The following is a 26271-nucleotide window of genomic DNA, read 5'->3' on the forward strand; positions in this document are numbered from 1 at the left end:
TTCGAGAATATTTTACCATTTATAATTTAAAAGAACAACCGGTTAAATGCTATTGTTAAAAAATTATTTTTTAAGAATTTTCCACAAAAATTTAGGTAATTCTATCTGTCTCTTTATGCGTGATGGTTCCTTTAAAAGTCGATAAAACCACTCAAGACCTGCCTTTTGAAATGCCTCTGGTGCTCTTTCGATATTACCTGCCAACACATCAAAAGATCCCCCCACCCCTTGATATACAGAGGGGTATAGATCATTTCGATTAGCTTCAATCCATTTCTCTTGTCTAGGTGACCCCATTGCAACAAATAGAATATCAGGTTGAGCTGAATTGATGGTTTGATGAATAAGTATTTGATCTTTTTCATAACCATCTATGATTCCGGAAATATTAATATTTGGATAACGTTTTTCAAGTTCCTCTTTCGATTCTTGCGCAACGCCAGGTTTTGCTCCATATAAAAAGATTGATTTCTTTTGTGCTGCCGCTTCCTCGCAAATCTTTAGCATTAAATCGATCCCAGTTACTCTTTGTTTAATCTTCCCTTTTTGAAGTTTTGAGGCAATTAATATTCCTACTCCATCAGGTATTTGGAATTCTGCACGATTTAATAAATTGTGTAGCTCTTGATCCTGTGAAGCTTTCATCACTTTTTCTGGATTAATGGCAACAATCATTGCTTTTTCTTTATTTTCAATATACGAGAAAATACGCGGAAGTAATTCCGCGTATCCTTCAGTGTTTACATGTATGCCTAAAATATTTTCTTTCATTATCTCTAATCACCACTTATTCCATTGGTTTGTTTTTCGAGTCTCCTAGTGCATAAAATGCAAAGCCAGCTTTTGACCACTCTTCTCGGTTCATACAGTTTTTAGTATCTAAAATGTGTTTTGTATGCATTACATCCATTACACTTGTTGGATTCATTTCTTTAAACTCATTATGATCTGTTAATACTAATAATAAATCAGCTTCACTAGCCGCTTCATGTAGATATTGAGTTTGCGTTGGGTGTTGATTTTCTTTAATGTGTGGATCATAAGAAACTACATGTAATCCCAAGGCTTCAAGTTCATGAATTACTTCTGTTGAAGGGCTTTCTCTCATATCATCGACATTTCCTTTAAACGCTAAACCTAAAACGGCCACTTTGGCATTGGTTTGTCCTTTTGCTTCCAGAATAGACCATGCTTTTTTCGCAGTATAAGCTGGCATTCCATCATTCGTCATACGTGACTTGTGAATGATCTCTGCATGTTCTGGGCTTAATTCAACTAAGAACCAAGGGTCTACCGCTATACAGTGTCCGCCCACTCCTGGCCCTGGGCTATGAATATTCACACGAGGATGGAAATTCGCAAATTTAATCGCTTCCCAAATGTTCACATCGATTTTTTCAGCAAGTTTTGCTAATTCATTTGCAAAGGCAATATTGACATCGCGATACGTATTCTCCATTACTTTTACAAGTTCAGCCGTTGTAGCATCTGTTAAATGGATTTCACCTTTAACAAACACTTCGTATAACTCCTTCGTTTTAATTGCTGAGATTTCATTAACTCCACCAACAATACGATCATTGTTTACCAGTTCTTCAAAAATACGTCCTGGAATTACGCGTTCAGGGGAATGAGAGACATATACTTGTTCTCCAATGATTAATCCTGATTTCACGATTTCAGGTAACATAACATCTTCAACCGTTTTTGGAGGTACTGTTGATTCTAAAATAACTAGATTGCCTTCTTGTAGGTAAGGAACAACACTAGCAGTCGCTTTTCTTACATATTCAAGATTTGCCGTTTTATCCGGGTTAATCGGAGAAGGAACAGCAATAATAAATACGTCAGCTTCTACTGGTTCAGTAGAAACTGTTAAAAGACCTTGATCAATCGCATTTTCTAATCGCTCTTGCAGGCCATTCTCTTCTATATGTAGTTGCTTTTGTTGAATCATTGAAATTGCTTTTTCATTTACGTCTACTCCATGTACACGCACATTGTGATTAGCGAACATAACTGCTGTTGGAAGCCCAATGTAGCCAAGTCCTACTATACATATTTTCTTTTCCATTCGGATACTTCCTTTCAATTTAACATTTGCTTATTATAGCATAAAGCACGGTTCGACACCTAGATTTAATAAATGACAGAATATTTCTAGTATTCGACTATTTTTCTTGACTGATTTTAGACTTTCTATAATTGATTAAAAATATTAAGGTGATGGCTACAAATGCTCCGAATGCATCTAAAAAAACATCTTGTATTGTAGCCGTACGTCCTGCAGTCATCGATTGATGATACTCATCCACCACTGCAATTAGCAATGTAATTAGGAATGCTGAAATGTATTTTTTGGTCATTATATAAGTCGCTACTGCTAGAATTTCAAAAGTTATGACATGAGTCGCTTTTCGGATCAAAAACTCGACAAATGAATAGTATCCTCTTTCTTCAACCGATACGGTTGTTCCCCAGTAGGGAATGGATAATTTGGATAGCAAACTCTTAAAAGGCTCTTCAGGAAACCATTCTTTTAGAGTAAATATTAAGGATTGCTGTTCGGATGTTTGACTAGAAGAGATAAAAAGAATCACTACAATAAGAATAAATAAATAATATTTTTTCATATAGCTTACCTTACCATTAAATTGAGAGATGCTCGAGTAGAAAGGCAATTCTTTAATTATTTAAGTTCATTTTATTTATTCAAAAAGCAAAGAATCCAATTGCCACCTATAAAGTACTTGGCAATTGGATTCTATTTTGTTCCCGCTACTATTTAGTTTCTTGTATTTTCTACTGACACTTCTTTATAGTTTTTGAAAGTTGCTGAGAAGATCACTTTAGTTGGTTCACCGGTAAATTCACCTTCAACAGCCCAGTAACCATCTGCTTCGTAATCGAATGCAGCGTCAAATGGCATTGATACTTGAGTAGCCTCTGGGTAGTCTTCAAATAATTTATCGGTAGCTGTACCTTTACCTAAAGAAATACCATCTTTGTCAAACCACTCTGCAGATAATACTTCTAAATCAGCGAATGTTTTACCCTCAGTTAATTCTGCTCCTGCTGAATATACATTTTCACTTTGAACTCCGAAATCTTGAGCAATAAGATTACCTGATGCTGTTCTCGTGTTTTCTACAGATACTTGTTTACCATTTTCAAATGTTGTCGTAAACACAACTTTTGTAGGTTCGCCAGTGAAATCTCCTTCAACTGCCCAGTAACCATCAGAAAGATAATTAAAATTCACATCGAATGGCATTGACACTAGTGTTGCAGTCGGGAAGTCTTGCATTAGTTTATCTTTCGCAGACCCTTTACCGATTAAATTCCCCTTTAAGTCAAACCATTCAACTGTTAACTCAGCTATGTCACTGAATGCTTGGTACTCAGTGAATTTTGCTCCAGCTGTGTAACCCGTTTCGTTAAGTGGTCCAAAATCTTGTGCTTCAATCCCGCCAGATAAAGCTCTAGTGTTTTCAACTGAAGTTACTTCACCGTTGTTATAAGTTACAGTGAATTTCACTTTCGTAGGCTCACCAGTAAATGATCCAACAACAGTCCAATATCCGTCTGTTACATAGTTAAATTCAGCATTGAAAGGCATTGATAATTGTGTAGCATCTGGGAATTCAGTTGCTAATTTTTCTGTCAACGTTCCTTTACCAATAACTTTACCTTCTTTATCAAACCACTCAGCTGTTAGAGAATCCACATCACTAAGTGTTTTCCCTTCAGTTAATGCAGCGCCAGCTGTAAAAGTCGTTTTACTTTGAGCTGCGAAATCTTCAGCTGTAATTCCCCCAATTTCCATTTCACTTCTGTGAATGAAAGAAGCTAATTGGCCACGAGTAACTAATTGTTGAGGATTGAATGTAGTTGTTGTTGTACCAGTTGTAATTTCATTTGAATATAAAGTTTGAATGAAATCAGCAAACCATTGCTTATCATTTACATCCGAGAATGGTAGATTAGACAGTTCAATTTCATCAAATCCAAATCCAAGAACGATCATTTGAGACATGTGTGCACGTGAAACATTTCCAGTTGGTCTAAATGTTTGGTCTTCGTATCCTTTAATTACTTCAGCTTCAACAAGAGCAGCGATGTATTTATAATACTTATGATTTACGTCTACATCTTTAAACCCTGGATCTACTACATTTTCAGTGTCTAATCCTAAAGCAAGTGCCATAATTTTTGCCGCATGTTCACGACTAATGTTTTGACCAGGTCTAAATGTTCCATCTTCATATCCTTTAATAACATCTCTAGAAGCTAAATTCATTACACCATCATAGAAATGGTGACTAGGAATGTTTTTAACATCTGTGAATGATGGCGTTGAGACAGCCTCTGCCTTTGTATATAGTGGTGCAACTGAACCCATAGCACCTAATGCTACTGTTGTTGCCAAAGCAGCTTTAATTGTTTTTTGATATGTACTCGCAAATCTTGTCATCATGTAACCTCCGTTGTATATCGGCTATTTATTAGCCTATTAATCTTGCTTTCTGATAGTAGCACATTTTTACAATAGAAATAAATGAGCCAATATATGGATAGGTAACCAACTAGCCGAGAAAATGATAGTGTTGGAATTTTATGAATTTATTCATAAAACATCAAGGCCACGTTATCAATTAAGTAGTTTTAATGATGTCAAACACTTGGTAAATATGAAATAAAATTAATGAAAGTGTATTTAGCTATCTTTAACACCAATTAATAACAATGAATTAAAAGAACTAGTTCTTTAGGGTAAATATAGGTTCTAAAGATACTGAACAATATACCTCTATGGTATTTTTATGTCTTTTAAATATTTGATTTGTATGGCTTTATTACTAAAATATATTAGAAGAAAGTTATTTCCTACCATTAACTGGATGATATATTACGATTATCAGTAAATATCAAAATTTTTAGAGGCTTGAAAACTTGTGAACCATTTGGTAGATTCATGAAAAGGAGATGTTTTGTATATTTTATAGACGGCACAGGCCAATCAGTATTGATGCTTTGAGTCGATTGAAAAAGCGACTGCCAGAGAACCATCCAAAATACGTGGAAGTATGTCAGGATCTTTACAACTATTCAATGCGTCTTGGAGCAGAAGAACGTGTTGATCAAGGAATACGTAGTGTTTGTTTTACTAATCCAAATGCAGTGTTTCAAAATATTTTATTGAGAAAACACGAAGAGCCACCTCAGGTTTTATCTAATGATTTAATGCAAGAAATAATTTCAACTCTACAGTCACAAAATCCCCCCTCTACTCTCAAACCCTTATGTCAGCAATATTCTATACGCACAAAAGATTTAAAAAAGGGCTTGTTTTGCTCAGATTGCCACTTTCATTTACTAGAAAAATCCTCACGGATGTATTATTGCCCTAATTGTATGAATATCCCGGACAACCCATTTGCTGATGCTATGACGGATTGGTTCTTTCTTGTGGGTCCAAGTATTACTAATGGAGAGTTAAAAGCATTTACAAACATAACGACTTCGAGTATTATCCGATATTTTATGAAGAGATCTGGATATGTTAAGACGGGGAATACGCGGAATAGTGTGTATCATTGTGAATTAAAAACCTAAAAAATTTTAAGAAAACAAAAAAATTTGGCACCGCGATATTGCTGCGGTGCCAAACTAAATAAGTGAAGACTGAAATTAAAACTTACTCATCTTTATCCTTTTTGCCTTTATTAGATTTGTCTTCATTTTTCTTGCCTTTTTGTGAATCGGATTTTTCTTCTTGTTTTGATTTAGCTTCTTTTTCTTTTGCTTCAGCAGCTTTCTGGTTTGCTTTTTCTTTCGCCTCTTCAGCTTTCTTTATAGTCTCTTGACGTTTCGCTTCAGCCATTGCTTTTGCTTCTTCCGCTTTTTTAGCTTCATTTTGACGCTTTTCTTCAGCTTTTGCTTTTGCTTGTTCTGCTTTTTGTGCAGCTTTTTCTTTCGCTTCAGCAGCTTTTACTTCAGCTTTCTTTGCAGCTTCTTGACGCTTATCTTCAGCCTTCACTTTTGCTTCTTCCGCTTTTTTAGCGGCATCTACTTTTTTAGTTTCTGCTTTAGTCGCAGTTGTTTTTTGTTCAACTGTTTTTGCAACTGCAGTAACAGCGGCAACAGTTGGTACTACGGTAGATTCAGAGTCTTCTTCTATCGTGTCTGTTAATTCTTCATTAGCAGTTTCTGTTTCTACCTCTTCTTCTGTTTCAGCTGGTTCTTCATTAACAACTTCATCTTCCGTTGCAGGTTCTTCTACTGGTTCTTCTGGAGTTTCTTCAGCTTCTTCAGCTGCTTTTTTAGCTAATTTCGCTAATTTTTTCTCCACTTTTTTGTTTAGACGTTCAATCGCTTTTAGCACATTTTTTGCTAATGCTTCTTTTGCTTTAGGATTTTCTACTTTTTCTAATGCTGCTTGTAGGGCTAATAAATTTGATGAGAATTTTTCGATCAATGCAGCACGCGCTAAATCTTCTTCTGTTTCTTCAGTTGCAGGTTCATCTACTATGACTTCATCAGATTCAGGAGATTCTTCATCCACCGGTGTTTCATCGGTTTCGGCATTTTCTTCTTCGGTAGTTCCTTCTTCTTCAGTAGGAACTTCTTCAGTTGTTCCCTCTTCTTCATTAGGAGTTGGTTCTGTCGTACTATCTTCTGTTGCTTCATCTTCTGTTAATTCATTAAATTTAGCGATAGCTTCTTCTTGTTGATCAATCGCAAGTTGAAGAATTTCATTCGCCAACTCTTCTTCACCATTTTCAAATAAAGCAGTCGCTTCTAAAATACGTTCTTCAACAAACGCGTTTAACAATTCAGCTTCTTTTTCATCACTGAAAGTAAAAGCTAATTGTAAATTTTCTTGAATTGTTTTAAGGAAATAAAAGAAATCTCCAGGTACCAATGACGGCTCCTCAGTTTCGATTACGTCTTCAGTTTCGCTTTCAACTACGCTTTCGTCTGTATTTGCATAAGCCGGATTGACTCCTGCACTTACAACGAATCCTCCAAGTAACATGGCGCTTAGTAGTGATTTGTAACTTTTACCAGTAAAAATTGACATAAAAAAACTCCCCTTTTCTAATTGTGATAGAAAAACAAGGAAGAATTGTGAATTAAACTTATTCAAGTTTACACTCATCATTCTTCAGCGGTTCAGCCACCATCACCATTTCGGTATTAGGTCTGGAACTTTGCGTCTTCACCTTTCGATGAATTTGCCTTTTTCAAATGAGAACTAATTACTTTTACTAAGTTAGTTCTTATCTAGCAATATTATACAACTTTAGATATCATATTGCACATGTGAATTGGACTATTAATAGATTAGGTGAATAGTTTCATTTATAGAGGTAATAGAATCTAATTCTATAGATTAATAAAAAACATGTCAGTAGGCTTAGCCAACTGACATGTGACTCTCATTTAATAATCGCTCTTTACTTTCACACTATTAACCAGTACTTCTTTAACCATACCTTCAACGAGTGCAGGCACTTCGACAAAGGCACTTTGAATATGCAATCGCTCTGTTCGTTTGTGAGCGTCTTTGCCAAACGGTCCTACATTTAGGATTGGTGCTTGTAGTTCAGCCATTCCATCAAACGGGATTGAATAGGAATCTCCCCATACTGGTGTATTGGCTTCAAACACTTGCCAGCCGCCTGTTATGTCTTCGTAGTTTACATAGCTAAGATCCGAAATTCCGTTGAAATAGTGCATGCGTTCGACCGGCAGATTGAAGTCAGCGTCGCCTTTTTCTTTTACATACTTCACACATGCTTCGACTACTTCATCTTCGCTCGTGTTCACTGCTGGGTAGTATGGCGGTGTGTACATTAACACGATCGCTGGAGCGAGTTCTTGGCACTGGATCATCAGAGTGTCAACGATGCGGAATGATTTTTCGCGGTCGTCCCACTCTGTGTTTTCTCCGACTAACGCTTTGACGCTGTCGATATAATCCATACCGAATTTCTTTTCTGCGTGATCCATCAATTGTTCGTAGCGAAGTACTTGGATATCACCAACCGGTTCAACGCCTTCACGTTCGCAAATGCGTTGATAATCTTTATTACAAGCATCCGCGGATTCCTGTGCTACTTGCTGGAATAAATCCATGATTTCCGCTGCATTACGCTTCATTAAAAAAACATTGTAAAGTGCTTTCGCACGATATGGCGTTTGGGTCGAGTATTCCATTTTCAAGTCTTGTTGTTGCAATGAAACGGGCAAAGGTGTTTTTTCACCAAGAACCGTTTCTTGGAATAAAGAATTGAACTCCATACGTTGTGTTAAATAAGATGCAATATAGTTCGCCGTGATGCCACTTAAAGGTTCACCGACGTGCGTTTGCATGCCATAAAACAGGGCTGAAGGCATGATTTTGCCGATTGTTCCCGAGTAAATATAGAAATTTGGATCACCCGGTTCTTGAGAGAAAACAGGTTCGCCATTTAAAAACAATTTGTATGTTAGATCATGTTCATTGCGTAAATCGATTAGTTTCAACACTGCTGCACGCATACCTGAACTGTTTACTTCTTCATCTGGTACCGTCAATAAAATTAAGTTGATTGGCCAGTTTTCTGCAGCTGCCTTTTCAATTAACCCCATGTGCATAACTAGTCCCATTTTCATGTCCATCGTTCCACGACCGAATAAATAATCGCCAGACTCAAGGTCTACTCGTGCCTCGTCAGGTAGCTCGTCCTTAATATCAAGAAGTGCTTTTGTTAACATTTCCGGTTCAAAAGCAAGAGCTTCTAAGTCACCATACTCTTCTGTATTAACCGTGTCGAAATGGCTAATCAAGACGACGGTTTCTTTTGCATCCGGGTGTTTATAAAGAGCGGTCAATAATTTACGTCCGTGATCCGCTTCGGTTAGTTCGATATTTCCTGGATTTTCTGCAAAATACGGCACACCATGTAATTTCGCTTGAACTTTAAGTGGGAATTCCCGCTCTCCATCCGAATGCGTCATACTTTTCCAACTCACAACTTCACAAAGCAACGAGCGTAAGGCTTCCGGTGTCGACCATAGTAGTTCTGTCATTTCTAGGACTCCTTTTTTTGGTGCCAGGTACACAAACAAACGTGTTTGTTTAAACATTCATGATTGTTTGTGTACCTGGTACCGATCTATTGATTTTACTGATTATCCAGATTCTGTATGAACGCTTCGAGTCTATTCATTCCTTCGATTAGGACAGGCATCGAATAGGCGTAGGAAATTCGCATATAACCTTCTCCATATTTGCTGAAGGCACTTCCAGGAACGCACGCTAGACCGCCTTCTTTTAATAGTTTCGTGGCAAAGTCAAATGAGCTCATGCCGAACTTTTTAATAGAAGGAAACATGTAAAAGGCGCCATTTGGTTTTACGACTTCAATGCCCATGTCGATTAATCGACCGTACAAATATTCTCGTCGTTCGATATATTCTTTATTCATAGCAGCTGGCACATCGCGTCCGTTTGTTAAAGCTTCAATTGCCCCGTATTGACTTGGCAAAGGTGCGCAAACTGTGTTGTATTGGTGAATTTTAATGACGTGTTGCATAAATTCTTGTGGTCCGAGTAAGAAACCAATGCGCCATCCAGTCATGGAATGGGATTTCGACAAGCCGTGTATCAAAAATAGTCGATCGCGTAGTTCGCTATAAGATGCAAACGAACGATGTTCGCCAATGAATGTGTTTTCGCTATATATTTCATCCGTTAAGATGAAGATTTCATGTTGTTTCAATACGTCTACCAATGCATCCATTTGTGCTGGTTCAATCGTTACACCCGTTGGATTTGACGGGAAGTTAAAAAGTACCGCTTTCGTTTTTTCATTAATTAATGAAGCTAACCGCTCGGCAGAAGGCTGAAAATCTGTGTCAGAAGTGTCGAGATAAACCACTTTCGCTCCAAGCAATGTAATAATCGGCTCGTACCCTGTATACATAGGTGCTGGCAAAATCACTTCATCGCCTTCAGTCAATATGGCTCTGAACGTTGCGTCGATTGCTTCACTCGCACCAATCGTGATAATGATTTCGTTTTCCGCATTGTAATGAAAGTTATATTTATCGTAAAAAAATTGACTGACGGCATTTCGTAAATCAATCAGTCCCGCATTATGCGAGTAGCCTGTCATATCATTTGCAATGGCCGCCATTCCTGCAGTCTTGACACTTTCTGGTGTTGGGAAATCGGGTTGACCAATCGTTAAATTGACAGCATCCGGGTAATGCACAAGTTGGTTGGAAAATTGACGAATCCCCGACACGGAGATCTGTTTCACACGCTCATTAATCGTAATCGGCATCTGGCTTCAGCCCTTCTCATAAAATGAAGAAATCTTTTGACTCTATGTTAACATTTCCGCACTGTTTGTATAGTGTTGTCTTTGATTTGAAATAAAGAGTTTTGCTAAGTGGAATTTGATATATGGAAATCATTTAATTGAAACTTTTATTGAAGATATCCGTATACTAAGTATGAGAGATTTAAGGAGGAATTTATGATGTTAAGAAACCCTGGTATTGCAGCTGTCTTAAGCTTTTTCTGGACAGGTGTTGGGCAAATATATAATGGTGAAATCGTGAAAGGTATTATTTTAATCCTGGTTCAAATGGTGAATGCAGCGTTGATGTTCGTATTAATCGGATTCATCACTTACCCTATCGTATGGATTTGGGGCATGTATGATGCATACAAGGTCGCCGAACGTATGAATCGATAGATTGTTGATTAGCCACTTCCTTAGGGGAGTGGTTTTTTATATGGTTCAAGAATGGAGAATATTTCAATAATAATTCAAGCTAACAATCGTCTGATTTTCATTGCTGCGGACGCTTTCCGGGGGGCAAGAGCTTTAGCCGCTTCCCTTGCTCCTGCGTTTACTCGTCGCAAATACAAAAACATTCGCTTTGCTCAGTCCAGGGTCTAAAGTTCTTGCTAATCCCCCAGGAAAGATTAGAACCAAATGTAATTTGGCTTTAATCTTTGCGACGAAGCTAGCGAAGCGATACAGGAGCAGTATTTTTACGCCGCCTCCATTACAATCAGCAGAGGAAATTCTTTATATAGCTCATAGCGAAATTATTAATTTACTGATTGTATGCTAGTTTTAAATTTTAAATCTTTTAATATCCCAAATAATAAACAGTCTATTTTACTCAACACTAATATTATGCACCTTGATCTCTTAAAAAAGTCACAACCTCTTCATTTCCATATTCCTCTGCATAGAAAATCGCAGTATTACCATCGTTGTCCTTTGCATTAATATCCGCCGATCTCTGAACAAGTAACTTTACGATTTCAAATTGGTTGTAAGTACTCGCAATCATCAAAGGAGTGGTTCCGTCAGTATTCTTTATATTAATATTCGCTCCGTTATCTAGAAGATAGTCCACGATTTGTTTATTTCCATCAGCGGCAGCTTGATATAGCGGCGAAGTTCCATCATCGTCTGTTGTATTTTATATTTGCTCCTGAGGACAGTAGTAATTGAATGATATTAAGGTGTCCTTCCTGGGTAGCCCATCTAAGTGCTGTAACACCATTTTCATCTGATTCATTTACGTCAATTCCAGACCGGATTATTCTTTTCACCTTTTCGAATTGACCATAATAAATCGCCCAAACCAATTCCCCTCTATACCTCTTTGCGAGTTTCATTCTTATTCTTTTTTTCATTTTATCGTCCCCTTAATTAATATAAAATTTCTTGCCATAAGTGAAAATACTTACAATGACAGTTAGGAGCTGAGCTCTTTTAATTTCGTTAAAAATTTAGCTTTAAATTCAGCTTCAAATATAATGCCTTGAATAATTTTCTGGTCTTCAGAAAAGGAAAATAACCCCTTTAATTCAGTAAAAGATAAATGTGTAAATTCAAAAATGGATCTTGATTCCCATGATTGGACTTCACCTATACAAAGAAAGTCTTTAGATAATCGATACTCATTTTCGGAAAAATAGCTTGCAAGAAAATCACTGAATGAGGGTTCTATACAATCAGTTTGAATCATTTTTTTCCCCTTCAGAACAGTTTGTTTAAAATGAAAGGGAATTTTCAAAGGAACGGGTTCAGATATGATTGTAATTAACCTCGTTGAATATTCACTGAGAATGTTTATAACTCCTTTAAAAATGTCACGGTACTCCTCAATATCCTCAAAATTTATCTCTATAACATTAATAGGAATTTCATTTGTTTTAATACCTAATCTCACTTCTTCATTGTCCTTGCTTATATTTAAAATTTCGATTTCCACTTTTTTATTTCCTCCCGCTAATAATCATCCATTAGACCCCAGTTAAATAAAGTTCTGTAAGCAGTTCTTCCACTAATCTTATTTTTAGTTTGATAGAAATGTAAAAGCTTTCTTAAATTTTACAACATTGAACCCCAACCCCTACTTTAATATAAAAAAATAACCACTATACAAAAGAGTGGCTACTGATTATATATTTCTTCATAGGCTATTTTTTGCAGCGCAAGCATTTCTTCTTCAGTCAGATTTTCTTGCAAGACTTGGAGAATTTCTTCCTTCGATGCTTCGCCTGACTGGGCTTTGGTTTGAAGATTTTTTAATTTAGATACACCAAGTTTGTTTACCAATACGCGAGTGGCTTCACCTTTTGTGGTGAATGGCAATGTGCTTGGGTCAGCGGCTTTTGCTTCCTCCATCATCGCTAACAGTTCTGGGTCGCTTTCAATCATAGTTCTTACTTCATTCATTTGCCCGCTGTCTTCTAAATTTGCAGTGTAGTCATCGACGATTTTTTCAGAAGCGGTATTCGTTCCAAAAATATAAAGACCATAACCGAGTCCTGCTAAAATCATCAAAGTAATGATTGTTCCGATTAGAAACTTCTTCATTTAGAAACCTTCCTTTCAGTTTCAATCCTGTTTATTCAAAAAAGTTATTCTTCCGTGAGTTTCTTCGACCGATTTCTACGTTTTCTCCACATGTCTTCTGCTGCACCGGATCCGAAAATTACGCCTGCAACAATAAGGACTAAACCGAAGATATGTCGTGTCGTGATGTCTTCCCCTAAGAAAACCGAAGATCCGACTAGTGTAAATAGCGTGTTTAAGTTGATAAAGATAGCCGCTTTTGATGGACCTGCTTGACCGACAGAATAGTTATACAACATGTGCCCAACGGCTGTCCCGATCATTCCGCTCCCAAAGAAAGCTAACCAAAACAGCGGTGGCACGTCAAAGAATTCGACGATTTCACCAGGTTCCTGCACAAGGCTGATTAAAAATAACACAACCGATCCAACCAGGAACATATACGCCGTTAATAAGCGTGGATCTAACGTTTTAGCAGCTTTACTGATGACAATAAAACTGAACACTTGCGTTAAAATTGCTAAAAACACGAAAATGTCGCCAAGTGAAAATCCACCCGCCCCTTCTCCACCTGCTAAAATGGTCGCACTCACGCCACCAAGACCCAGGACGAATCCGAGCCACTGAAGTTTCGAAGGATAGATACGTAATAATAAAGAAACGAGGACCGCCGTTAATACAGGCCCAGTTCCTAAAATCAAGCCAGCTGTCGATCCAGCTGTTTGTGTTAACCCAATCGACAAGAAGTAATGGTGACCGACCACATTCAGCATAGCTCCGAGCACAATGTATTTCCATTCTTGAGTTGTTGGTTTTCGAACGAGTTTAAATACGCCTAAAATCGCGAACACCGTTAAGCTTGCGACAAATATACGAAACGCGGTCATCGTGACCGGTTGAACTTCACCTACTAAGTATTTAACTGCGGGTAAGTTGAACCCCCATATGAACATGACAAAAACGAGTATGCCATAAATTTTCCACTGATTCATCCGGATTGCACCTCACCTATTCTTTCGGAAAACGAAAAACAATAGGAATATCTTAATCCTTTATCGGACTAAAGTAAATGATTATTTTTGCCTGTCCCTCAGCAGAATTTCTCCTCCAGGTCGCAGCTGTACAACTTTCCATAAATCAGTCTCGACAATTTTACCGAGCGTCGCATAGCCCCCGGTTGTTTGAGCGTCCGCCATGAGAACAATGAGTTGTCCTTTATTGTTTACTTGAATGGTCCCAGGTTCTACAGCTTCAGACAAAATATCTCCAGATGAATGGAATTCGATTGGTGGACCTTCGAATAAATATCCCATTCGGTCACCGGATTTTAGTTTATAAGTACCTTCGAAATTCTCGTTTTTGAATAAAAACCTATGCACACTCGGCCAAATTTCTATAGTCAGCTTTTGTGAATAAACAGGTCGTTTCAATTGGATTAGTTCTTGATTAGTACCGCTAGTAGGTAATCCTTCGATAAAATCTCCCTTTTTAAAGGGTCGTCCCATTCTTCCTTTTGAATAAACACTCGCAGAGCCTAGCCACTTTTCGACTTCCAGCTCTCCGCGAATACCTAGATATGCGATAATTCCTTCCTCTGCTTGCCCTAGTTTGACCATCTGACCAGCTTTTACTCGAATCACTTTCCACATTTCTTGAATCGCTCCATCAAAATGTATGTTCACCTTCGCACCGGTAATAGCTATTTCACAGTCGGACAGACATGTCAGTTCAATCCCTCCAAGCCACACTTCGAGTACAGCGCTCGAAGGTTTATTGCCCAAAAGATCGTTCAACATGGTATATGCAAAACGATCCATCGGTCCTGAAATGGGCACGCCATTCGCCCGGTAGCCAAAACGACCGTGGTCTTGAATGGTCGTCTGTATCCCAGGTTTCACAATTTCAAAAAGTTTCATATCGTTGGATCCAACTTTTGTACCGAGATACCTTCTCGTGTTAATAAATTCCGGACTGCGCCTAACAGTTCTATGACACCCGCTCCGTCACCATGAAAACAAATTGTGTCTGCTTCCATCGCAACTCGTTCTCCCGAAACCGTTTTGACATGGCCTTCTAGAATAATTTGTTTGACTTGATTCAGCACAACCGAAGAATCTCTTAACACGGAGCAATGCTCGTTTCGAGGCATTAATGAGCCATCGACTTGGTAGCCACGGTCTGCAAAAGCTTCGCGTGCAACTCTGATTCCTGCTTCCTGGCCAGCTTCAATTAATTGACCACCGGAGAGCCCATAGAGAATGCCATTTGGTACTAAATCTTTTACAGCGTTCGCAATTGCATTCGCCACTTCGCGGTCTTTGGTTGCGCGGTTATAAAGTGCTCCATGAGGTTTTACATGCGACAATTCGACACCTTCCACGTGACAAAATGCTTGTAGCGCACCGATTTGATAGATGAGACTGTCATAGATTTCGTCAGGCGTTAAAGCGATTTCTCGTCTGCCGAATCCTTGTTGATCCGGATAGCTTGGATGCGCACCAATCGAAACGCCATGTTCTTTTGCCAATAAAACGGAGCGTCGCATCACACTGAAATCGCCACCATGAAACCCACAAGCAATGTTCACAGAACTGATTAATGGAAATAGTGCCTCGTCATTGCCTATTTTGTACGCACCAAAACTTTCTCCAGCATCAGCATTCAAATCAATTCGCTTCATCAATGACGCCACCTCCGGAATAATTTCGATATTCATCTTGAGTTATTTCGGTAAATTGAATACGGTCCCCCGCTTGGAATAAAAATGGATTTTCTAATGATGTTGCAGAGAAAATGTCGATAGGAGTTTGTCCAATTAAGTGCCAGCCACCAGGACTTTCAATCGGATAGATGCCAGTTTGAGAACCACCGATTCCAACAGAACCTTTCGGCACGGACTTCCTCGGTACCTCTCGTCTCGGTAAATGCAAGCGTTCATCGAGACCGCCAAGATACGGAAATCCAGGCAAAAAGCCAATCATATAGATGGTGTATTCGACTGACGTATGAATTTCGATCACTTGTTGTACGGTTAATTTTTTTGCGTGAGCAAGTTGTTCTATATCTTCCCCGTTATAGCAAACTGGTATTAAGTGAAGCTTGCTTTCATAGTCTATGTGATTCAAGGTTTTATTCCAGCCTTGTAAGATTTGGTTTTGAACTGATGAAATGTTTCGTTCATGATTGATGTAGAGAGTCAGCGTGTGATAACCAGGGACCGCTTCGAGAACATCTTGACGTAATAGCGCCAGACTTTGTAAACGAATTACTTGGCGGTGAATTTCAGGATCAATCTTTGGAGCAAATGCATAGCGCAAAGTTCTTTCAGCCGTTTGATGTACATGAAACGATTCCACTCGCATCACTCCTTTTAACCATTATACCGAAAATTATTTGAACATTCAGTTTCATTATCGCTTTAGTTACGTGACATTCATTGCAGTTAATCAAGTATATAGGTTACGATAAATGTAAATTTCAAATATATGGAGGAATTGGATGTTAAAGAAAACTAGTTTATTGTTACTTACTATTGCATGTTTAACAGCCTGTGCTGAAGAAAATGCGTCAGAACAGCCCAAAATTGAGGAACCAGTTAATCAAGAAGTTGAAATTGTTGAAACGGATCAAACAGAAATCGAAGATGTTGAAACGGTCGATCAAACACAAGTGGAAGTTGTAGAACCTCAAGAAACGTTGGATGTATCGGAAATTCGAACAATTATGGATAAATTCGAGAAAATGCGTCAATTGGTTATTGATACACACAGGACTTTGACATTTACAGAAGAAGAGTTTTATAGTCCAGAATTACAAACAGCTAAAGTGATGGAAAACTTGCCTGAAAGTATTCATGATCTTATATCGACTAACATGTTGAACAATCAATTGCCACAACTCCTTCAATCAATGTATGAAGCTAGCGGCGAGGGTGGATTCTTGCCTGATATCAATATGGATGCCCGTATGGAAATAATCGAAAACACACCTGAAAAAGTACAGATAAAAACCTTTCAACTTGTAGAAGAAATTGTCTATAAAAGTAACCATAATGTTTACCTCACAGCGATAGAAGAAAATGGTCAATGGGTTATCGATGAATATGCAGGCACAAATGTGGACAAAGAACCCTTACAATTAACTCGAGAAGAAGTTATCATTCATGAGCAGATGGTACAAGATTCGGAGATCGAGTTTGTTGCAGAAGAAACCATTACGAGTGAATCAGATCTTAGTCTTTCTAAAACGGCTAATGCGATTATCGTTCGTATCGTAAAAGATGGTCGATTATTGGCTCGGTTTACTGAGACTGGCGAAATTGCATACGATATACCTGAAAAATATAAATAATTGACAAACAGCTTTCCTATTTTCATAACAGGAATGGCTGTTTTAATTTGAAAATTATTAAGTTAGCATTGTACGAATAGGAAATGAAATAGTTTAAGTGTCCAGTGTCCATATAGGCATGAATAAATTGTAACAATCCACACGATTCATTAATACAATATTTGTGCAAACCAACTTTAAATGTCCGGAGGAAATACAGTGTTTTTCATGTAAAAGAATTACAATACCATGCTAAACCAGAACGGCCCGATCCTTTATTTGCGAAACAGCTTCAGGAAGTTTTAGATGGACAGTTTGGCGAAATCACTGTTGCCCTTCAATACCTTTTTCAAGGATGGAATGTTCGTGAAAATGGGAAATACAAAGATTTATTAATGGACACAGGCGCTGAAGAGTTGGCCAATATAGAAATGTTGGCCACTATGATTGCTAGACTTTTAGAATGCTCACCTGTTGGTGATTTGGAAACAGCCGCAAAAGACCCCATTATCGGAGCCATATTAGGCGGAATGAATCCCCAGCATGCGATTGTTTCAGGTCTTGGTGCAATGCCAGTTGATAGTATGGGCAAATAAATGGAATTCTGGCTTTATCATAGCTAGTGGATATTTACTAGCTGATTTCAGGTCGAATTTAACTGCCGAATCACAAGGAAGACTACAAGTTTGTCGTTTATACGAAATGACCAATGATCGCAGCGTTAAAGATATGCACTCATGGCTAATTGCACGTGACACTATGCATCAGAATCAATGGATTGCAGCCATTAAAGAACTAGAGGCTCAAGAAAACGTTGTTGTTCCAAGCACATTCCCACGAGAATTAGAAAAACAAGAAGTTGCCTATACTTTGTTCAATTACTCACAAGGCAATAAAAGTGCAGAAGGGCGATGGGCACATGGACCAAGTATGGACTGTTTAGGGACTTTCAATTATGTGGAATATCCCGTTCCTTATGGCGGTGTACCAAAACTAAAACCGGCACCCCCCTATATCTTCGATACTCCACCATCGGTTCTAAAAGCAGGTCAAATAAATATTTCATCGAATCTTCCACCAAATCTGTGTTAAATTCGTATAAATTAGTTTTCCTCATAAATTGTTAAACATATTACCTTGCTTAGGTATAGCTATTTTATCGAATTCTTTTGATAGGTAAGCTAAGTTATTTTTTAACCATTCACCAGAGACAGGTTGACCATGTCCTGTAACAGCTAACAAGGGATGAAGATTTTCTAATGTTTTCACTGATTGCCAAGAAGTTGCCCAATCTGGAGTTAAGTATTTGGGAGGCCCATGAATTTCTAACTTTTGAGTTATTACTTCATATAACGACTCTTGATTTACAGTCACAAAGGCATCACCTACTATTAATGCTCGATCTATTTCTCTAAATAAAGACACATGTCCTTCCGTATGACCAGGAGTATAGATCCAGCGCCAACCTTCGATGTGTGGTACCGTTCCATTACTCGGCAATTCATGTACACGATGTCCTAAGTCAATGGCTTCTATTGGGAATAATGGCGATATTTTAGCAATCAATCCTTTATCCACTGAACGGTCGGGGATGGGATAATTTTTTTGACCTGTCAAATATGGCAGCTCTAGAGAATGTCCATAAATCGGCACGTCCCACTCTTCCATTAATTCAAAAATAGCCCCGATATGATCAAAATGGGCATGTGTTAAAATAATGGCTTCTGGCTTAGCATTATGACCGAATCGTTTTTCAGCTTCATCGAAAATTTTTCGAGCTGATTTTGGAGTACCTGCATCAACTAAAACCCACCCCTTTTCAGCAGTTCCAATAAAACAAACATTCACAAACTGAATCGTGAAACTATAAATATCTGGCGCAATTTCTATCCCTTTCCCACTCGAGATGGTCGTCATAGGGATATATCTTTCTGTAGAAGAACTTTTATCCATGTTCTCGCACTCCTTTAATTAAATTAATGCCTCCTCTCATAAGAGTGGAGGCATTATCATTTAATCTCTTCGATCGTCTTTTCTCTTCAATCCCATTAGTCCAGCCAACCCAATTAACCCAATCCATCCCCAGTCCATTCCATCATCGTCTGCTGCTGTTCCTGCCGCGGCATTTTCATTGATATTATTACCGTTTCCTGTATCAGGAGAAGCAAAAGTTGTAGTTCCGAGTACGGTAAATGTACATACGATAACCAAGAAAAAAGCTGTGATTTTTTTTAACAATTAAATCTTCCTCCTCTTTTCATATCACATGTAGTATGAGTGAAGATTTTGGAATCATACTATGTATAGATGATTTAACTAGAACTTCATTACAAGCAAGTCGAATTGTATGGAAAACATGAATTTTAGAATGTGGTGTTCGAATCCTTGAATAGGGTCGGTGAAGTCTAGAATGTAGTACAAGAGATGGAGAATACACTTGATGAATCCTTGAATACACCTTGTGAAATGGAGAATCTATGACATTTCTTCTATCACTGTAAACGTGCCAATTGGATGCGCCAACTTGCACCATTACGAGCAAGTCGAATTGTTTGGAAAACGTGAATTTTAGAATGTAATGGTCGAATCCTTGAATGTGGTCGGTGAAGTCTAGAATGTAGGGCTCGAGATGAAAAATAGACTCGATGAATCCTTGAATAGACACTGCGAAATGGAGAATCTATGACATTGCTTCAATAACAGTAAACGTGCCTGTTGGTTGCGCCAACTGGCACCATTTCAAGCGAAGCGAATTGTGTGTAAAACGTGAATTTTAGAATGTGGTGTTCGAATCCTTGAATAGGGTCGGTGAAGTCTAGAATGTAGAACAAGAGATGGAGAATACACTTGATGAATCCTTGAATATGCCACGCGAATTCTAGAATGCATCAAAAATCGACTGATGCACTCCACGATTTATTGGCATAAAAAAACTCCACTCAGTCTATGAGACTATGTGGAGTAACGTAGGCAATATTGATAAATTTGAGCTGTGGCTAGGCAATCGCCGATTGCATCATGTGCGTTGTGTTCAAGTCGCAAAAATTGAGCCAGCGTCGTCAATTTGTGGTTAGGTGTTTCACGTATGACTTTTCGCGCGAGCTTTAGCGTATCAATTACAGCATATCGTGGGATTTCTGTGTATTGTTCGAGTGCATATAAAAATCCCATATCGAATGAGGCATTGTGCGCCACGATTGGGTAGTCGCCAATAAAATCAATCAGTTGGTGAATCACCGTACTGATGGTTGGTTTGTTTCTTACCGAATCATTAGAAATCCCAGTTAATGATGTAATTCGAGATGAGATATCCCGTTGAGGATTAATCAATTGGTTCATGATAGCTACTTGTTCATGATTCTTGTATTTAATCGCTCCCACTTGAATAATTTGATCTGCACCTGCGCGAAGGCCGGTAGTTTCAAAGTCAAGTACTACATAATCAACTGCTTTTTTCATAGAAGGTTGATATTTTTTCGGGGTAGTGGACCGGTTTGATGACCAATACTGTTGTCGCGATTTCGCTCTTATTAGTGCCGATGCATCTAAGTTATAATCGTCCATATTGCTTCCCTCCGAACTCTAAGTTGCCATTTCTTTTCCCTTAGTATGCCCTGTATACCCAAATTTTCCTACTCTAAACTCTCAAATTAAAGATATTATTATTTTAGTAGATTTACGCAAAAGTGCCAGGTCCCGAAACAATCGTGTTTGTTTAAACAAACGTGACTGTTTGAGTACCTGGCACCTTTAATTTGTTACGGCATTAAAACGTCGGAAGTCGACGAAGTGGGATTTCCAATAGCTATTGTCAAGGTTTGTAATTTCGACACCCCTTGAAGCAGCGTGGATGAATTGATTGTCGCCAACGTATACACCCATATGTGAGATTCCCGTTATATACGTATCTTTAAAGAATACTAGATCCCCAATTTGAGGTACATTGACCTTCATCGAATCTTTGTAATAATCTGCACTACTTTTTCGGATGATATTTAATCCCGCTTCATTATGTACATAATGAATGAAACCACTACAATCAAATCCAGTTGGTAGTTTACCAGCAGGAACATAAGGAACACCTATATAATTAGGTGCTATGGATGCTAGTGCTGCATAGACAACTTGTCCATTTGCAGAAACTGGAGGAGCTATCGGTTCAGTTACAGTCACTGGAGCCTGTGATCTCTTCAAGAAAATCGCTGACTTTTTCAATTGAGCCATGGACGAAATATGTGTTTTTTTCCAACCTGCTGCTTCTACTGTTGGCGTAACGATTAACCCAATGAATGACACAATGAGACATATAATAGCGAATTTTTTCAACACGTTCTGACTCCCCCATTCAATAAAGTCCGTTCGATGATTAGTAATCTCATCATAGATTACGAAGAATATTCAGTCAATAATAATTTTCGCTATTTTCTGTTGAAGATATCGGACAGATATCGTCAAGATGGCCAAAAGTATTCCCCGGGAAATAAATCCACTTAATCTGTCGAAATAATTAACCGAATTTATTGGAAGACTCATCACAACTCGTATTTCACCTCAGCAAGTTCCATAGATGGAACTTCTTGTGCATTTTTGGTGTTTTAAGTTGTGAATTTTCTCGCTTTTGTCACAATTCCTTGCATTCTACCTATATCAGTACTGTATAATAGGCGACTGATACACCTTCTACAACAAAGGAGTTTTTATTAAATGAAATCACAAAATTCTCTGACGATAGGTGAGAACATTGTCGTCGGTTTAATGCTATTTGCTTTATTCTTGGGAGCAGGAAATATCATCTTCCCTCCATTATTAGGTCAACTTTCCGGAGATCAATTAGTCATCTCCATCATTGGCTTCTTGATAACTGGTGTCGGACTGCCTTTGGTTGCCGTGATTGCCATCGCGAAATCTGGCGGAGACCTTCAATCAATCGCTAGTCGTGTACATCCGCTATTTGGAATCATCTTTACGGTTGTTATTTACTTGGTAATTGGTCCGTTGTTCGCGATTCCAAGAACGGCCACTGTTTCTTATGAAATTGGCGTTTTGCCATTTTTAACAGACTCTATCTCATCTGAAAAATGGCCATTGGTACTATTTAGCATCCTTTTCTTCACAGTCACCGTATTATTCGCCTTGAATCCAACGAAATTAGTTGATCGAATAGGTAAAATTTTGACACCAATTTTAATAACAGTCATTGGTTTATTGGCAATAAAGAGTTTTATCACTCCGATGGGTGAAATTGGTTCACCAATTGATGCATATAAAGAAGCACCATTTTTCGAAAGCTTTTTACAAGGTTATCTAACAATGGACGTCCTTGCGGCACTTGTATTTGGGATTGTCGTCATCCATGCACTTAAAGATAAAGGTGTTTCGGATTCGAAATTATTGGTTCGAGCAACGATCATAGCGGGCGTCATTGCAGCTATTGGGTTATCGATTGTATATATTTCATTAAGCTTTATTGGCGCAACAAGCGTTGACGCTATTGGTATTCAAGATAATGGTGGCTCTATATTAGCTCTATCTTCAAATATATTATTTGGAAGCTTCGGTAGCATTATTTTAGCGTTGACGATTGCATCCGCATGTTTAACCACTTCGATTGGACTGGTTGCTGCTGCATCTCAATTCTTTGAGAAGCTTGTTCCATCACTTTCGTATCGTTCATTCGTTTTCATTTTCTCAGGTTTCAGTGCTTTATTTGCAAATGTGGGATTAACTCAGCTCATTAATTTCTCTGTACCTGTATTGTTAGCGATTTATCCATTGGCGATTGTTTTGATGTTATTGTCTTTTGTGGATCGATTTTTTAATCGTGCACCAATTGTTTATGCATTGGCTTTAATATTCACAAGTTTCATTAGTATTTTTGATGGGTTAAAAGCAGCAAATATTATCTTCCCAGCTGTTGAGAATGTTTTAGGACATTTACCGCTTTATAATGAAGGGATTGGGTGGTTAATTCCTGGGATTATAGGTGCTTTGATCGGGTTTATCATTTATAAAACTAAAAACTCAGATTCCCATTAAACGGGGATCTGAGTTTTTTTAAAATTTGAATATCAAATAATCACTTAAAAATCCCTACAATAATTTAGTGAATTTGCAACTGACTTCTACCATTTCCCTTGGCCGTATACATCGCCATGTCAGCCTCTTTCATGATTTCTTTTAATTGTTTGCCTGGATATGCGTATGTCATTCCGATACTTGCGGAAATCGACAATTGTTTTCCTTCTATTTCAATCGTTTGTGTAGTCAATAAATCAAATAGGTCCGCTGCGACTTTTTTTGCTTCTATCATTTCAACTGAAGTAACAGGAATGAGGAAGACAAATTCGTCGCCGCCAATTCGAGCTACTACACTATCTTTAGGAGCAGTCTTTTTGAATAAAGATGCGACTTTCTTCAGCAATTCATCGCCAATATCATGTCCATACTCATCATTTACTTCTTTAAACCGGTCTAAATCGACATAAAGTAGACTGTACTGTTTTCCTGCTTCTTTTTCTTGTTTAAAGAATTCTTTTAAATAAAAGCTATTGTACAGTACTGTTAAATGGTCATGTAACATTAGATCTTCAAGAATGATCGTTTGGCTTAATAAAGAGCTCAAAGTTTTTATTAAGCGAACATCGTAAGCGGTAAAATCATAAGGTTTTGTATCGAAAGCACAAATTGTGCCGTAAATTTCTCCATCACCTTTGTAAATAGGTGCTCCTAAAAAACAACCATTTCCGACGTTCAAGGTGACAGGATGATTAATCGTCAAGGCATTTTCAGCTAGATTGGTAATAACGATTGGTTCTGAATCATTATCGACAACGAGTTTACACAAAACATCCTCAAAAGGAGTTTTCTCTCCTTCTTTTAATAAGGCTGCTTTTCGGTTAAAAGCTTTGACGATAAAATTGGAATACCGATCATTACTTGCTAAAAATATTGTGTTAACATCCATCGTTTCACTTAGTAAAGTGATGACATCTTCAGCCACCTTGTCCAATTGATTAAAATAATGAGAGCTTTTTTGCGTAATCATCCTGAACACCCCCTTTTATTTTTGCTAATTATACTATAATTAGTATTTCTCTTACTTATCTCAATGTGTTCCCTTTAACCTATAATTTAAAACTTCCATGCAGGACTAATGATGTACACCAATATAAACGAATTAAAGAGGCTTTTAGATTACTATTTGTATGATAATATTTTTCGATTAATTAATTTAATTAATATCAGCAACTCCTGTATAAATTTTAATTACTTGAATCCCCCCCTTAAATGGAGAATGAACACTATGAGGCGGGCAGACAAACAATAGTAAAAGTGCCAGTTTGATTCTCAAACTGGCACCATTTCTACGTGTCCAAATTGTGTGGAAATCGTGAATACTAGAATGTGACCCTTGAATCCTTGAATATACCTTGCGAATCCTTGAATGTTGCTCGTCAAATATAGAATGAGACATGTGAATTCTTGAATGCCACCCGGGAAATGGAGAATGTCAGCATAACGAGTTAAAATCAATAGCAGAAAAAAACGCCCTGCAGACTCTGTCATCTGTAGGGCGTTTCAAATATATATGGTGGGGGTCACCTTATATGAGTTAGATTAAAATAGTTTTGTTGTTGGTGGTGGATTGTGATCTGAACGGTATTGGTTTTTATCAATTTTTTCTTTAAATTGATCATTAGCCAATTCTTGTTCGTCGTCATCAACTCCGCCTGTAAGGACTTCATTGTTCGTTGAGTCGGTATCGAATGAGAAGGCATTGCCGTCTCCATTTGTTTCATAGCCAGACTCAAATTTTTCGTCATTGATACGTGGGTCTTTTTCAAAATCATGTTTCATTTCGCCAGATGGCATTTCGTTTTCAACATCTCCAAAAGCTGCTGGTCCTAAATTCGGATCAGTTCCTGGTGATTGGAATCCTTCTGTTTTATGATTTTCAGTTATTGGTTCGTTTGTATTAAATTCAGCTCGCTCATTCGAATTAAATTCTGCACCATCATTTGCTTCATTAATCGTTGGTCGGTGTTCACGCGTCACTTTGTCTTCTTGCATCGAATGACCGATATGATCCGTTTCTCTCGCTAAGTGAGGACTAGTTGCAAACGTTTCCCCTCTTTCGAAGCGGTCCATTGGTTCGTCAAATCGACCATCTGTTTCATTCACTAGCTCATTGTTAGACGGCGTGAATCCTTGTTCCTTTGCATACTCACTTTGTGGCTCATCGTATTTTGATTCAAATTTGTATTCGCCACGTGGTTCTTCTGCACCAAATGTGGTTGTTTCATTTACTGGCGTTTCGTTTCGTTCGGTTTCATTGAAACGTGTATCCACAAAAGCTGTACCAGACGTTGATGACATTTGTGGGTCTTCGCTTTGAATACGTTCTTCAAAACCAGGCTCATTTGTAACAACTGAGCGCTCTTCGCCATGATATGACTCGTAACTATTACCAGTCGCACCGAATGTGTCATAACCTTCTTCGAATTCGTTTTGATGGTCCTTCGCATCCGTTACTACATGGTCTGTGTAAAGTACGAATCCACCACTTGCCACATCGTGAGAATAACGATTTTTTTCTTCTTCGGTTAAATTCAATTTACGAAGTCCTTCTGTTATCGCATCTTCACCTGTGAACCAAGACTTGAATTTGTCCATAACTGTTCCCGCTTCGTGTGTCGAAACTTCTGAGTGTTTATTTAACGTGTGGATATGTCCGTGATCTTTCGACACAACATGAATATCACTTTCTTTATATCCTTGTGATGTTAACGTCTCAAGTTTGTTATATAATTCTTCTTCTGTGCGAGCTACTTCAATTCTTCGGTTCATTTCATGACTCATTGGTGGAACCTCCTAAGTGTTTTTTGTTGTACACTCTATCTACCCCAAGTGAATTTAAATTTAAACACGATTCCCAATATTTAATGTTCTTGTATTGAACTACCCCCACTTATAATCGACCTTAGGGTCTGATTGAAGTGGGAGATTCTTGGGAACAGAGCGTACTTGTTGACGTATTTCTTTGTCAACAGAGGTTTCTCTT

The 26271-nt window shown here is 38.0% G+C and carries 24 protein-coding genes, 2 pseudogenes and 1 riboswitch; of the genes and pseudogenes, 5 read left to right on the plus strand and 21 right to left on the minus strand.

Going from position 1 to position 26271, the window contains the following annotated elements; all coding sequences use genetic code 11:
• Nucleotides 1–63 precede the first annotated feature (63 nt).
• The 4 genes from ACHUE4_RS06545 to ACHUE4_RS06560 all read right to left on the minus strand — a co-directional run bounded on the left by ACHUE4_RS06545 (nt 64) and on the right by ACHUE4_RS06560 (nt 4474).
• Nucleotides 64–771 (minus strand): WecB/TagA/CpsF family glycosyltransferase, encoded by a 708-nt coding sequence (locus ACHUE4_RS06545; RefSeq protein ID WP_394188572.1) that lies wholly within the window; start codon nt 769–771, stop codon nt 64–66.
• A 16-nt stretch (nt 772–787) separates the two neighbouring features.
• The gene (locus tag ACHUE4_RS06550; RefSeq protein WP_394188573.1) at nt 788–2074 is read right to left on the minus strand and encodes a nucleotide sugar dehydrogenase; all 1287 of its coding nucleotides are present in this window, start codon (nt 2072–2074) and stop codon (nt 788–790) included.
• A 97-nt stretch (nt 2075–2171) separates the two neighbouring features.
• Complete coding sequence (locus tag ACHUE4_RS06555) at nt 2172–2633, minus strand: VanZ family protein (protein WP_394188574.1); 462 nt, start codon at nt 2631–2633, stop codon at nt 2172–2174.
• Nucleotides 2634–2785: 152 nt separating this feature from the next.
• A complete protein-coding gene (locus ACHUE4_RS06560; RefSeq protein ID WP_394188575.1) occupies nt 2786–4474 on the minus strand; it encodes an S-layer homology domain-containing protein in 1689 nt (562 codons plus the stop codon).
• A gap of 560 nt (nt 4475–5034) precedes the next feature.
• On the opposite strand from ACHUE4_RS06560, the gene ACHUE4_RS06565 reads away from it, so the two are divergent.
• The gene (locus tag ACHUE4_RS06565; protein ID WP_394188576.1) at nt 5035–5616 is read left to right on the plus strand and encodes a hypothetical protein; all 582 of its coding nucleotides are present in this window, start codon (nt 5035–5037) and stop codon (nt 5614–5616) included.
• Nucleotides 5617–5698: 82 nt separating this feature from the next.
• On the opposite strand, the gene ACHUE4_RS06570 is transcribed toward ACHUE4_RS06565, so the two are convergent.
• The 3 genes from ACHUE4_RS06570 to ACHUE4_RS06580 form a co-directional block, all read right to left on the minus strand.
• Entirely contained in the window at nt 5699–7084 is a 1386-nt protein-coding gene (locus tag ACHUE4_RS06570) for a DUF5667 domain-containing protein (RefSeq protein WP_394188577.1), read from the minus strand.
• Nucleotides 7085–7167: 83 nt separating this feature from the next.
• A riboswitch (cyclic di-GMP riboswitch) is annotated at nt 7168–7253 on the minus strand.
• 193 nt (nt 7254–7446) lie between these two features.
• The gene (locus ACHUE4_RS06575; protein WP_394188578.1) at nt 7447–9078 is read right to left on the minus strand and encodes a M20/M25/M40 family metallo-hydrolase; all 1632 of its coding nucleotides are present in this window, start codon (nt 9076–9078) and stop codon (nt 7447–7449) included.
• A gap of 95 nt (nt 9079–9173) precedes the next feature.
• Nucleotides 9174–10337 (minus strand): aminotransferase class I/II-fold pyridoxal phosphate-dependent enzyme, encoded by a 1164-nt coding sequence (locus tag ACHUE4_RS06580; protein WP_394188579.1) that lies wholly within the window; start codon nt 10335–10337, stop codon nt 9174–9176.
• 198 nt (nt 10338–10535) lie between these two features.
• Here ACHUE4_RS06580 and ACHUE4_RS06585 point away from each other — a divergent pair, with 198 nt between their 5' ends.
• Complete coding sequence (locus tag ACHUE4_RS06585) at nt 10536–10754, plus strand: hypothetical protein (RefSeq protein WP_394188580.1); 219 nt, start codon at nt 10536–10538, stop codon at nt 10752–10754.
• Between the two features lie 448 nt (nt 10755–11202).
• On the opposite strand, the pseudogene ACHUE4_RS06590 reads toward ACHUE4_RS06585, so the two are convergent.
• From ACHUE4_RS06590 to pxpB, 8 genes and pseudogenes are all read right to left on the minus strand, one after another.
• Nucleotides 11203–11469, minus strand: a pseudogene (locus ACHUE4_RS06590) (ankyrin repeat domain-containing protein); the annotation flags it as partial.
• Between the two features lie 10 nt (nt 11470–11479).
• Nucleotides 11480–11713 carry an ankyrin repeat domain-containing protein gene (locus ACHUE4_RS06595; protein WP_394188581.1) on the minus strand — a complete coding sequence of 78 codons (234 nt, stop codon included), beginning with the start codon at nt 11711–11713 and terminating at the stop codon, nt 11480–11482.
• 62 nt (nt 11714–11775) lie between these two features.
• On the minus strand, nt 11776–12294 hold the full coding sequence (locus tag ACHUE4_RS06600; protein WP_394188582.1) for a hypothetical protein: 519 nt from the start codon (nt 12292–12294) through the stop codon (nt 11776–11778).
• A 182-nt stretch (nt 12295–12476) separates the two neighbouring features.
• Complete coding sequence (locus tag ACHUE4_RS06605) at nt 12477–12902, minus strand: hypothetical protein (RefSeq protein WP_394188583.1); 426 nt, start codon at nt 12900–12902, stop codon at nt 12477–12479.
• A gap of 44 nt (nt 12903–12946) precedes the next feature.
• On the minus strand, nt 12947–13873 hold the full coding sequence (locus ACHUE4_RS06610) for a DMT family transporter (RefSeq protein ID WP_394188584.1): 927 nt from the start codon (nt 13871–13873) through the stop codon (nt 12947–12949).
• A gap of 81 nt (nt 13874–13954) precedes the next feature.
• The gene (locus ACHUE4_RS06615; protein WP_394188585.1) at nt 13955–14797 is read right to left on the minus strand and encodes a 5-oxoprolinase subunit C family protein; all 843 of its coding nucleotides are present in this window, start codon (nt 14795–14797) and stop codon (nt 13955–13957) included.
• Nucleotides 14794–15561, minus strand: a complete 768-nt coding sequence (locus ACHUE4_RS06620; protein ID WP_394188586.1) for a 5-oxoprolinase subunit PxpA — start codon at nt 15559–15561, stop codon at nt 14794–14796. Before ACHUE4_RS06620 ends, ACHUE4_RS06615 begins: the two co-directional genes overlap by 4 nt.
• Entirely contained in the window at nt 15548–16237 is a 690-nt protein-coding gene (gene pxpB, locus ACHUE4_RS06625; RefSeq protein ID WP_394188587.1) for a 5-oxoprolinase subunit PxpB, read from the minus strand. Before pxpB ends, ACHUE4_RS06620 begins: the two co-directional genes overlap by 14 nt.
• A 142-nt stretch (nt 16238–16379) precedes the next feature.
• Here pxpB and ACHUE4_RS06630 point away from each other — a divergent pair, with 142 nt between their 5' ends.
• Together ACHUE4_RS06630 and ACHUE4_RS06635 are read left to right on the plus strand one after the other, a co-directional pair.
• Nucleotides 16380–17231 (plus strand): hypothetical protein, encoded by an 852-nt coding sequence (locus ACHUE4_RS06630; protein WP_394188588.1) that lies wholly within the window; start codon nt 16380–16382, stop codon nt 17229–17231.
• Between the two features lie 161 nt (nt 17232–17392).
• Nucleotides 17393–18302, plus strand: a pseudogene (locus ACHUE4_RS06635) (manganese catalase).
• A gap of 21 nt (nt 18303–18323) precedes the next feature.
• On the opposite strand, the gene ACHUE4_RS06640 reads toward ACHUE4_RS06635, so the two are convergent.
• The 4 genes from ACHUE4_RS06640 to ACHUE4_RS06655 form a co-directional block, all read right to left on the minus strand.
• Nucleotides 18324–19163, minus strand: a complete 840-nt coding sequence (locus ACHUE4_RS06640; protein WP_394188589.1) for an MBL fold metallo-hydrolase — start codon at nt 19161–19163, stop codon at nt 18324–18326.
• A gap of 60 nt (nt 19164–19223) precedes the next feature.
• Entirely contained in the window at nt 19224–19448 is a 225-nt protein-coding gene (locus tag ACHUE4_RS06645) for a WGxxGxxG family protein (RefSeq protein ID WP_394188590.1), read from the minus strand.
• Nucleotides 19449–20162: 714 nt separating this feature from the next.
• Nucleotides 20163–20774: a 3'-5' exonuclease gene (locus ACHUE4_RS06650; protein ID WP_394188591.1), complete on the minus strand. Its 612-nt coding sequence runs from the start codon at nt 20772–20774 to the stop codon at nt 20163–20165.
• A gap of 186 nt (nt 20775–20960) precedes the next feature.
• Nucleotides 20961–21539 carry a C40 family peptidase gene (locus ACHUE4_RS06655; protein WP_394188592.1) on the minus strand — a complete coding sequence of 193 codons (579 nt, stop codon included), beginning with the start codon at nt 21537–21539 and terminating at the stop codon, nt 20961–20963.
• A gap of 375 nt (nt 21540–21914) precedes the next feature.
• Here ACHUE4_RS06655 and brnQ point away from each other — a divergent pair, with 375 nt between their 5' ends.
• Nucleotides 21915–23246, plus strand: a complete 1332-nt coding sequence (gene brnQ, locus ACHUE4_RS06660; RefSeq protein ID WP_394188593.1) for a branched-chain amino acid transport system II carrier protein — start codon at nt 21915–21917, stop codon at nt 23244–23246.
• 64 nt (nt 23247–23310) lie between these two features.
• Here brnQ and ACHUE4_RS06665 read toward each other — a convergent pair whose 3' ends face one another.
• On the minus strand, nt 23311–24255 hold the full coding sequence (locus tag ACHUE4_RS06665) for a sensor domain-containing diguanylate cyclase (protein ID WP_394188594.1): 945 nt from the start codon (nt 24253–24255) through the stop codon (nt 23311–23313).
• A 572-nt stretch (nt 24256–24827) separates the two neighbouring features.
• The gene (locus ACHUE4_RS06670) at nt 24828–26069 is read right to left on the minus strand and encodes a YflT domain-containing protein (RefSeq protein ID WP_394188595.1); all 1242 of its coding nucleotides are present in this window, start codon (nt 26067–26069) and stop codon (nt 24828–24830) included.
• Between the last annotated feature and the right edge of the window lie 202 nt (nt 26070–26271).

Source organism: Paenisporosarcina quisquiliarum (assembly GCF_043641925.1).
GTDB lineage: Bacteria > Bacillota > Bacilli > Bacillales_A > Planococcaceae > Paenisporosarcina > Paenisporosarcina quisquiliarum_A.

Coding starts and splice junctions, on each gene's coding strand:
- ACHUE4_RS06580 (WP_394188579.1), bottom strand. CDS start 10,337: ATGCCGATTACGATTAATGAGCGTGTGAAACAGATCTCCGTGTCGGGG.
- ACHUE4_RS06630 (WP_394188588.1), top strand. CDS start 16,380: ATGTTAAAGAAAACTAGTTTATTGTTACTTACTATTGCATGTTTAACA.
- ACHUE4_RS06595 (WP_394188581.1), bottom strand. CDS start 11,713: ATGAAAAAAAGAATAAGAATGAAACTCGCAAAGAGGTATAGAGGGGAA.
- ACHUE4_RS06550 (WP_394188573.1), bottom strand. CDS start 2,074: ATGGAAAAGAAAATATGTATAGTAGGACTTGGCTACATTGGGCTTCCA.
- ACHUE4_RS06605 (WP_394188583.1), bottom strand. CDS start 12,902: ATGAAGAAGTTTCTAATCGGAACAATCATTACTTTGATGATTTTAGCA.
- ACHUE4_RS06585 (WP_394188580.1), top strand. CDS start 10,536: ATGTTAAGAAACCCTGGTATTGCAGCTGTCTTAAGCTTTTTCTGGACA.
- ACHUE4_RS06560 (WP_394188575.1), bottom strand. CDS start 4,474: ATGACAAGATTTGCGAGTACATATCAAAAAACAATTAAAGCTGCTTTG.
- ACHUE4_RS06575 (WP_394188578.1), bottom strand. CDS start 9,078: ATGACAGAACTACTATGGTCGACACCGGAAGCCTTACGCTCGTTGCTT.
- ACHUE4_RS06545 (WP_394188572.1), bottom strand. CDS start 771: ATGAAAGAAAATATTTTAGGCATACATGTAAACACTGAAGGATACGCG.
- ACHUE4_RS06615 (WP_394188585.1), bottom strand. CDS start 14,797: ATGAAACTTTTTGAAATTGTGAAACCTGGGATACAGACGACCATTCAA.
- brnQ (WP_394188593.1), top strand. CDS start 21,915: ATGAAATCACAAAATTCTCTGACGATAGGTGAGAACATTGTCGTCGGT.
- ACHUE4_RS06555 (WP_394188574.1), bottom strand. CDS start 2,633: ATGAAAAAATATTATTTATTTATTCTTATTGTAGTGATTCTTTTTATC.
- ACHUE4_RS06620 (WP_394188586.1), bottom strand. CDS start 15,561: ATGAAGCGAATTGATTTGAATGCTGATGCTGGAGAAAGTTTTGGTGCG.
- ACHUE4_RS06650 (WP_394188591.1), bottom strand. CDS start 20,774: ATGGACGATTATAACTTAGATGCATCGGCACTAATAAGAGCGAAATCG.
- ACHUE4_RS06640 (WP_394188589.1), bottom strand. CDS start 19,163: ATGGATAAAAGTTCTTCTACAGAAAGATATATCCCTATGACGACCATC.
- ACHUE4_RS06665 (WP_394188594.1), bottom strand. CDS start 24,255: ATGATTACGCAAAAAAGCTCTCATTATTTTAATCAATTGGACAAGGTG.
- ACHUE4_RS06670 (WP_394188595.1), bottom strand. CDS start 26,069: ATGAGTCATGAAATGAACCGAAGAATTGAAGTAGCTCGCACAGAAGAA.
- ACHUE4_RS06570 (WP_394188577.1), bottom strand. CDS start 7,084: ATGTCAATTTTTACTGGTAAAAGTTACAAATCACTACTAAGCGCCATG.
- ACHUE4_RS06610 (WP_394188584.1), bottom strand. CDS start 13,873: ATGAATCAGTGGAAAATTTATGGCATACTCGTTTTTGTCATGTTCATA.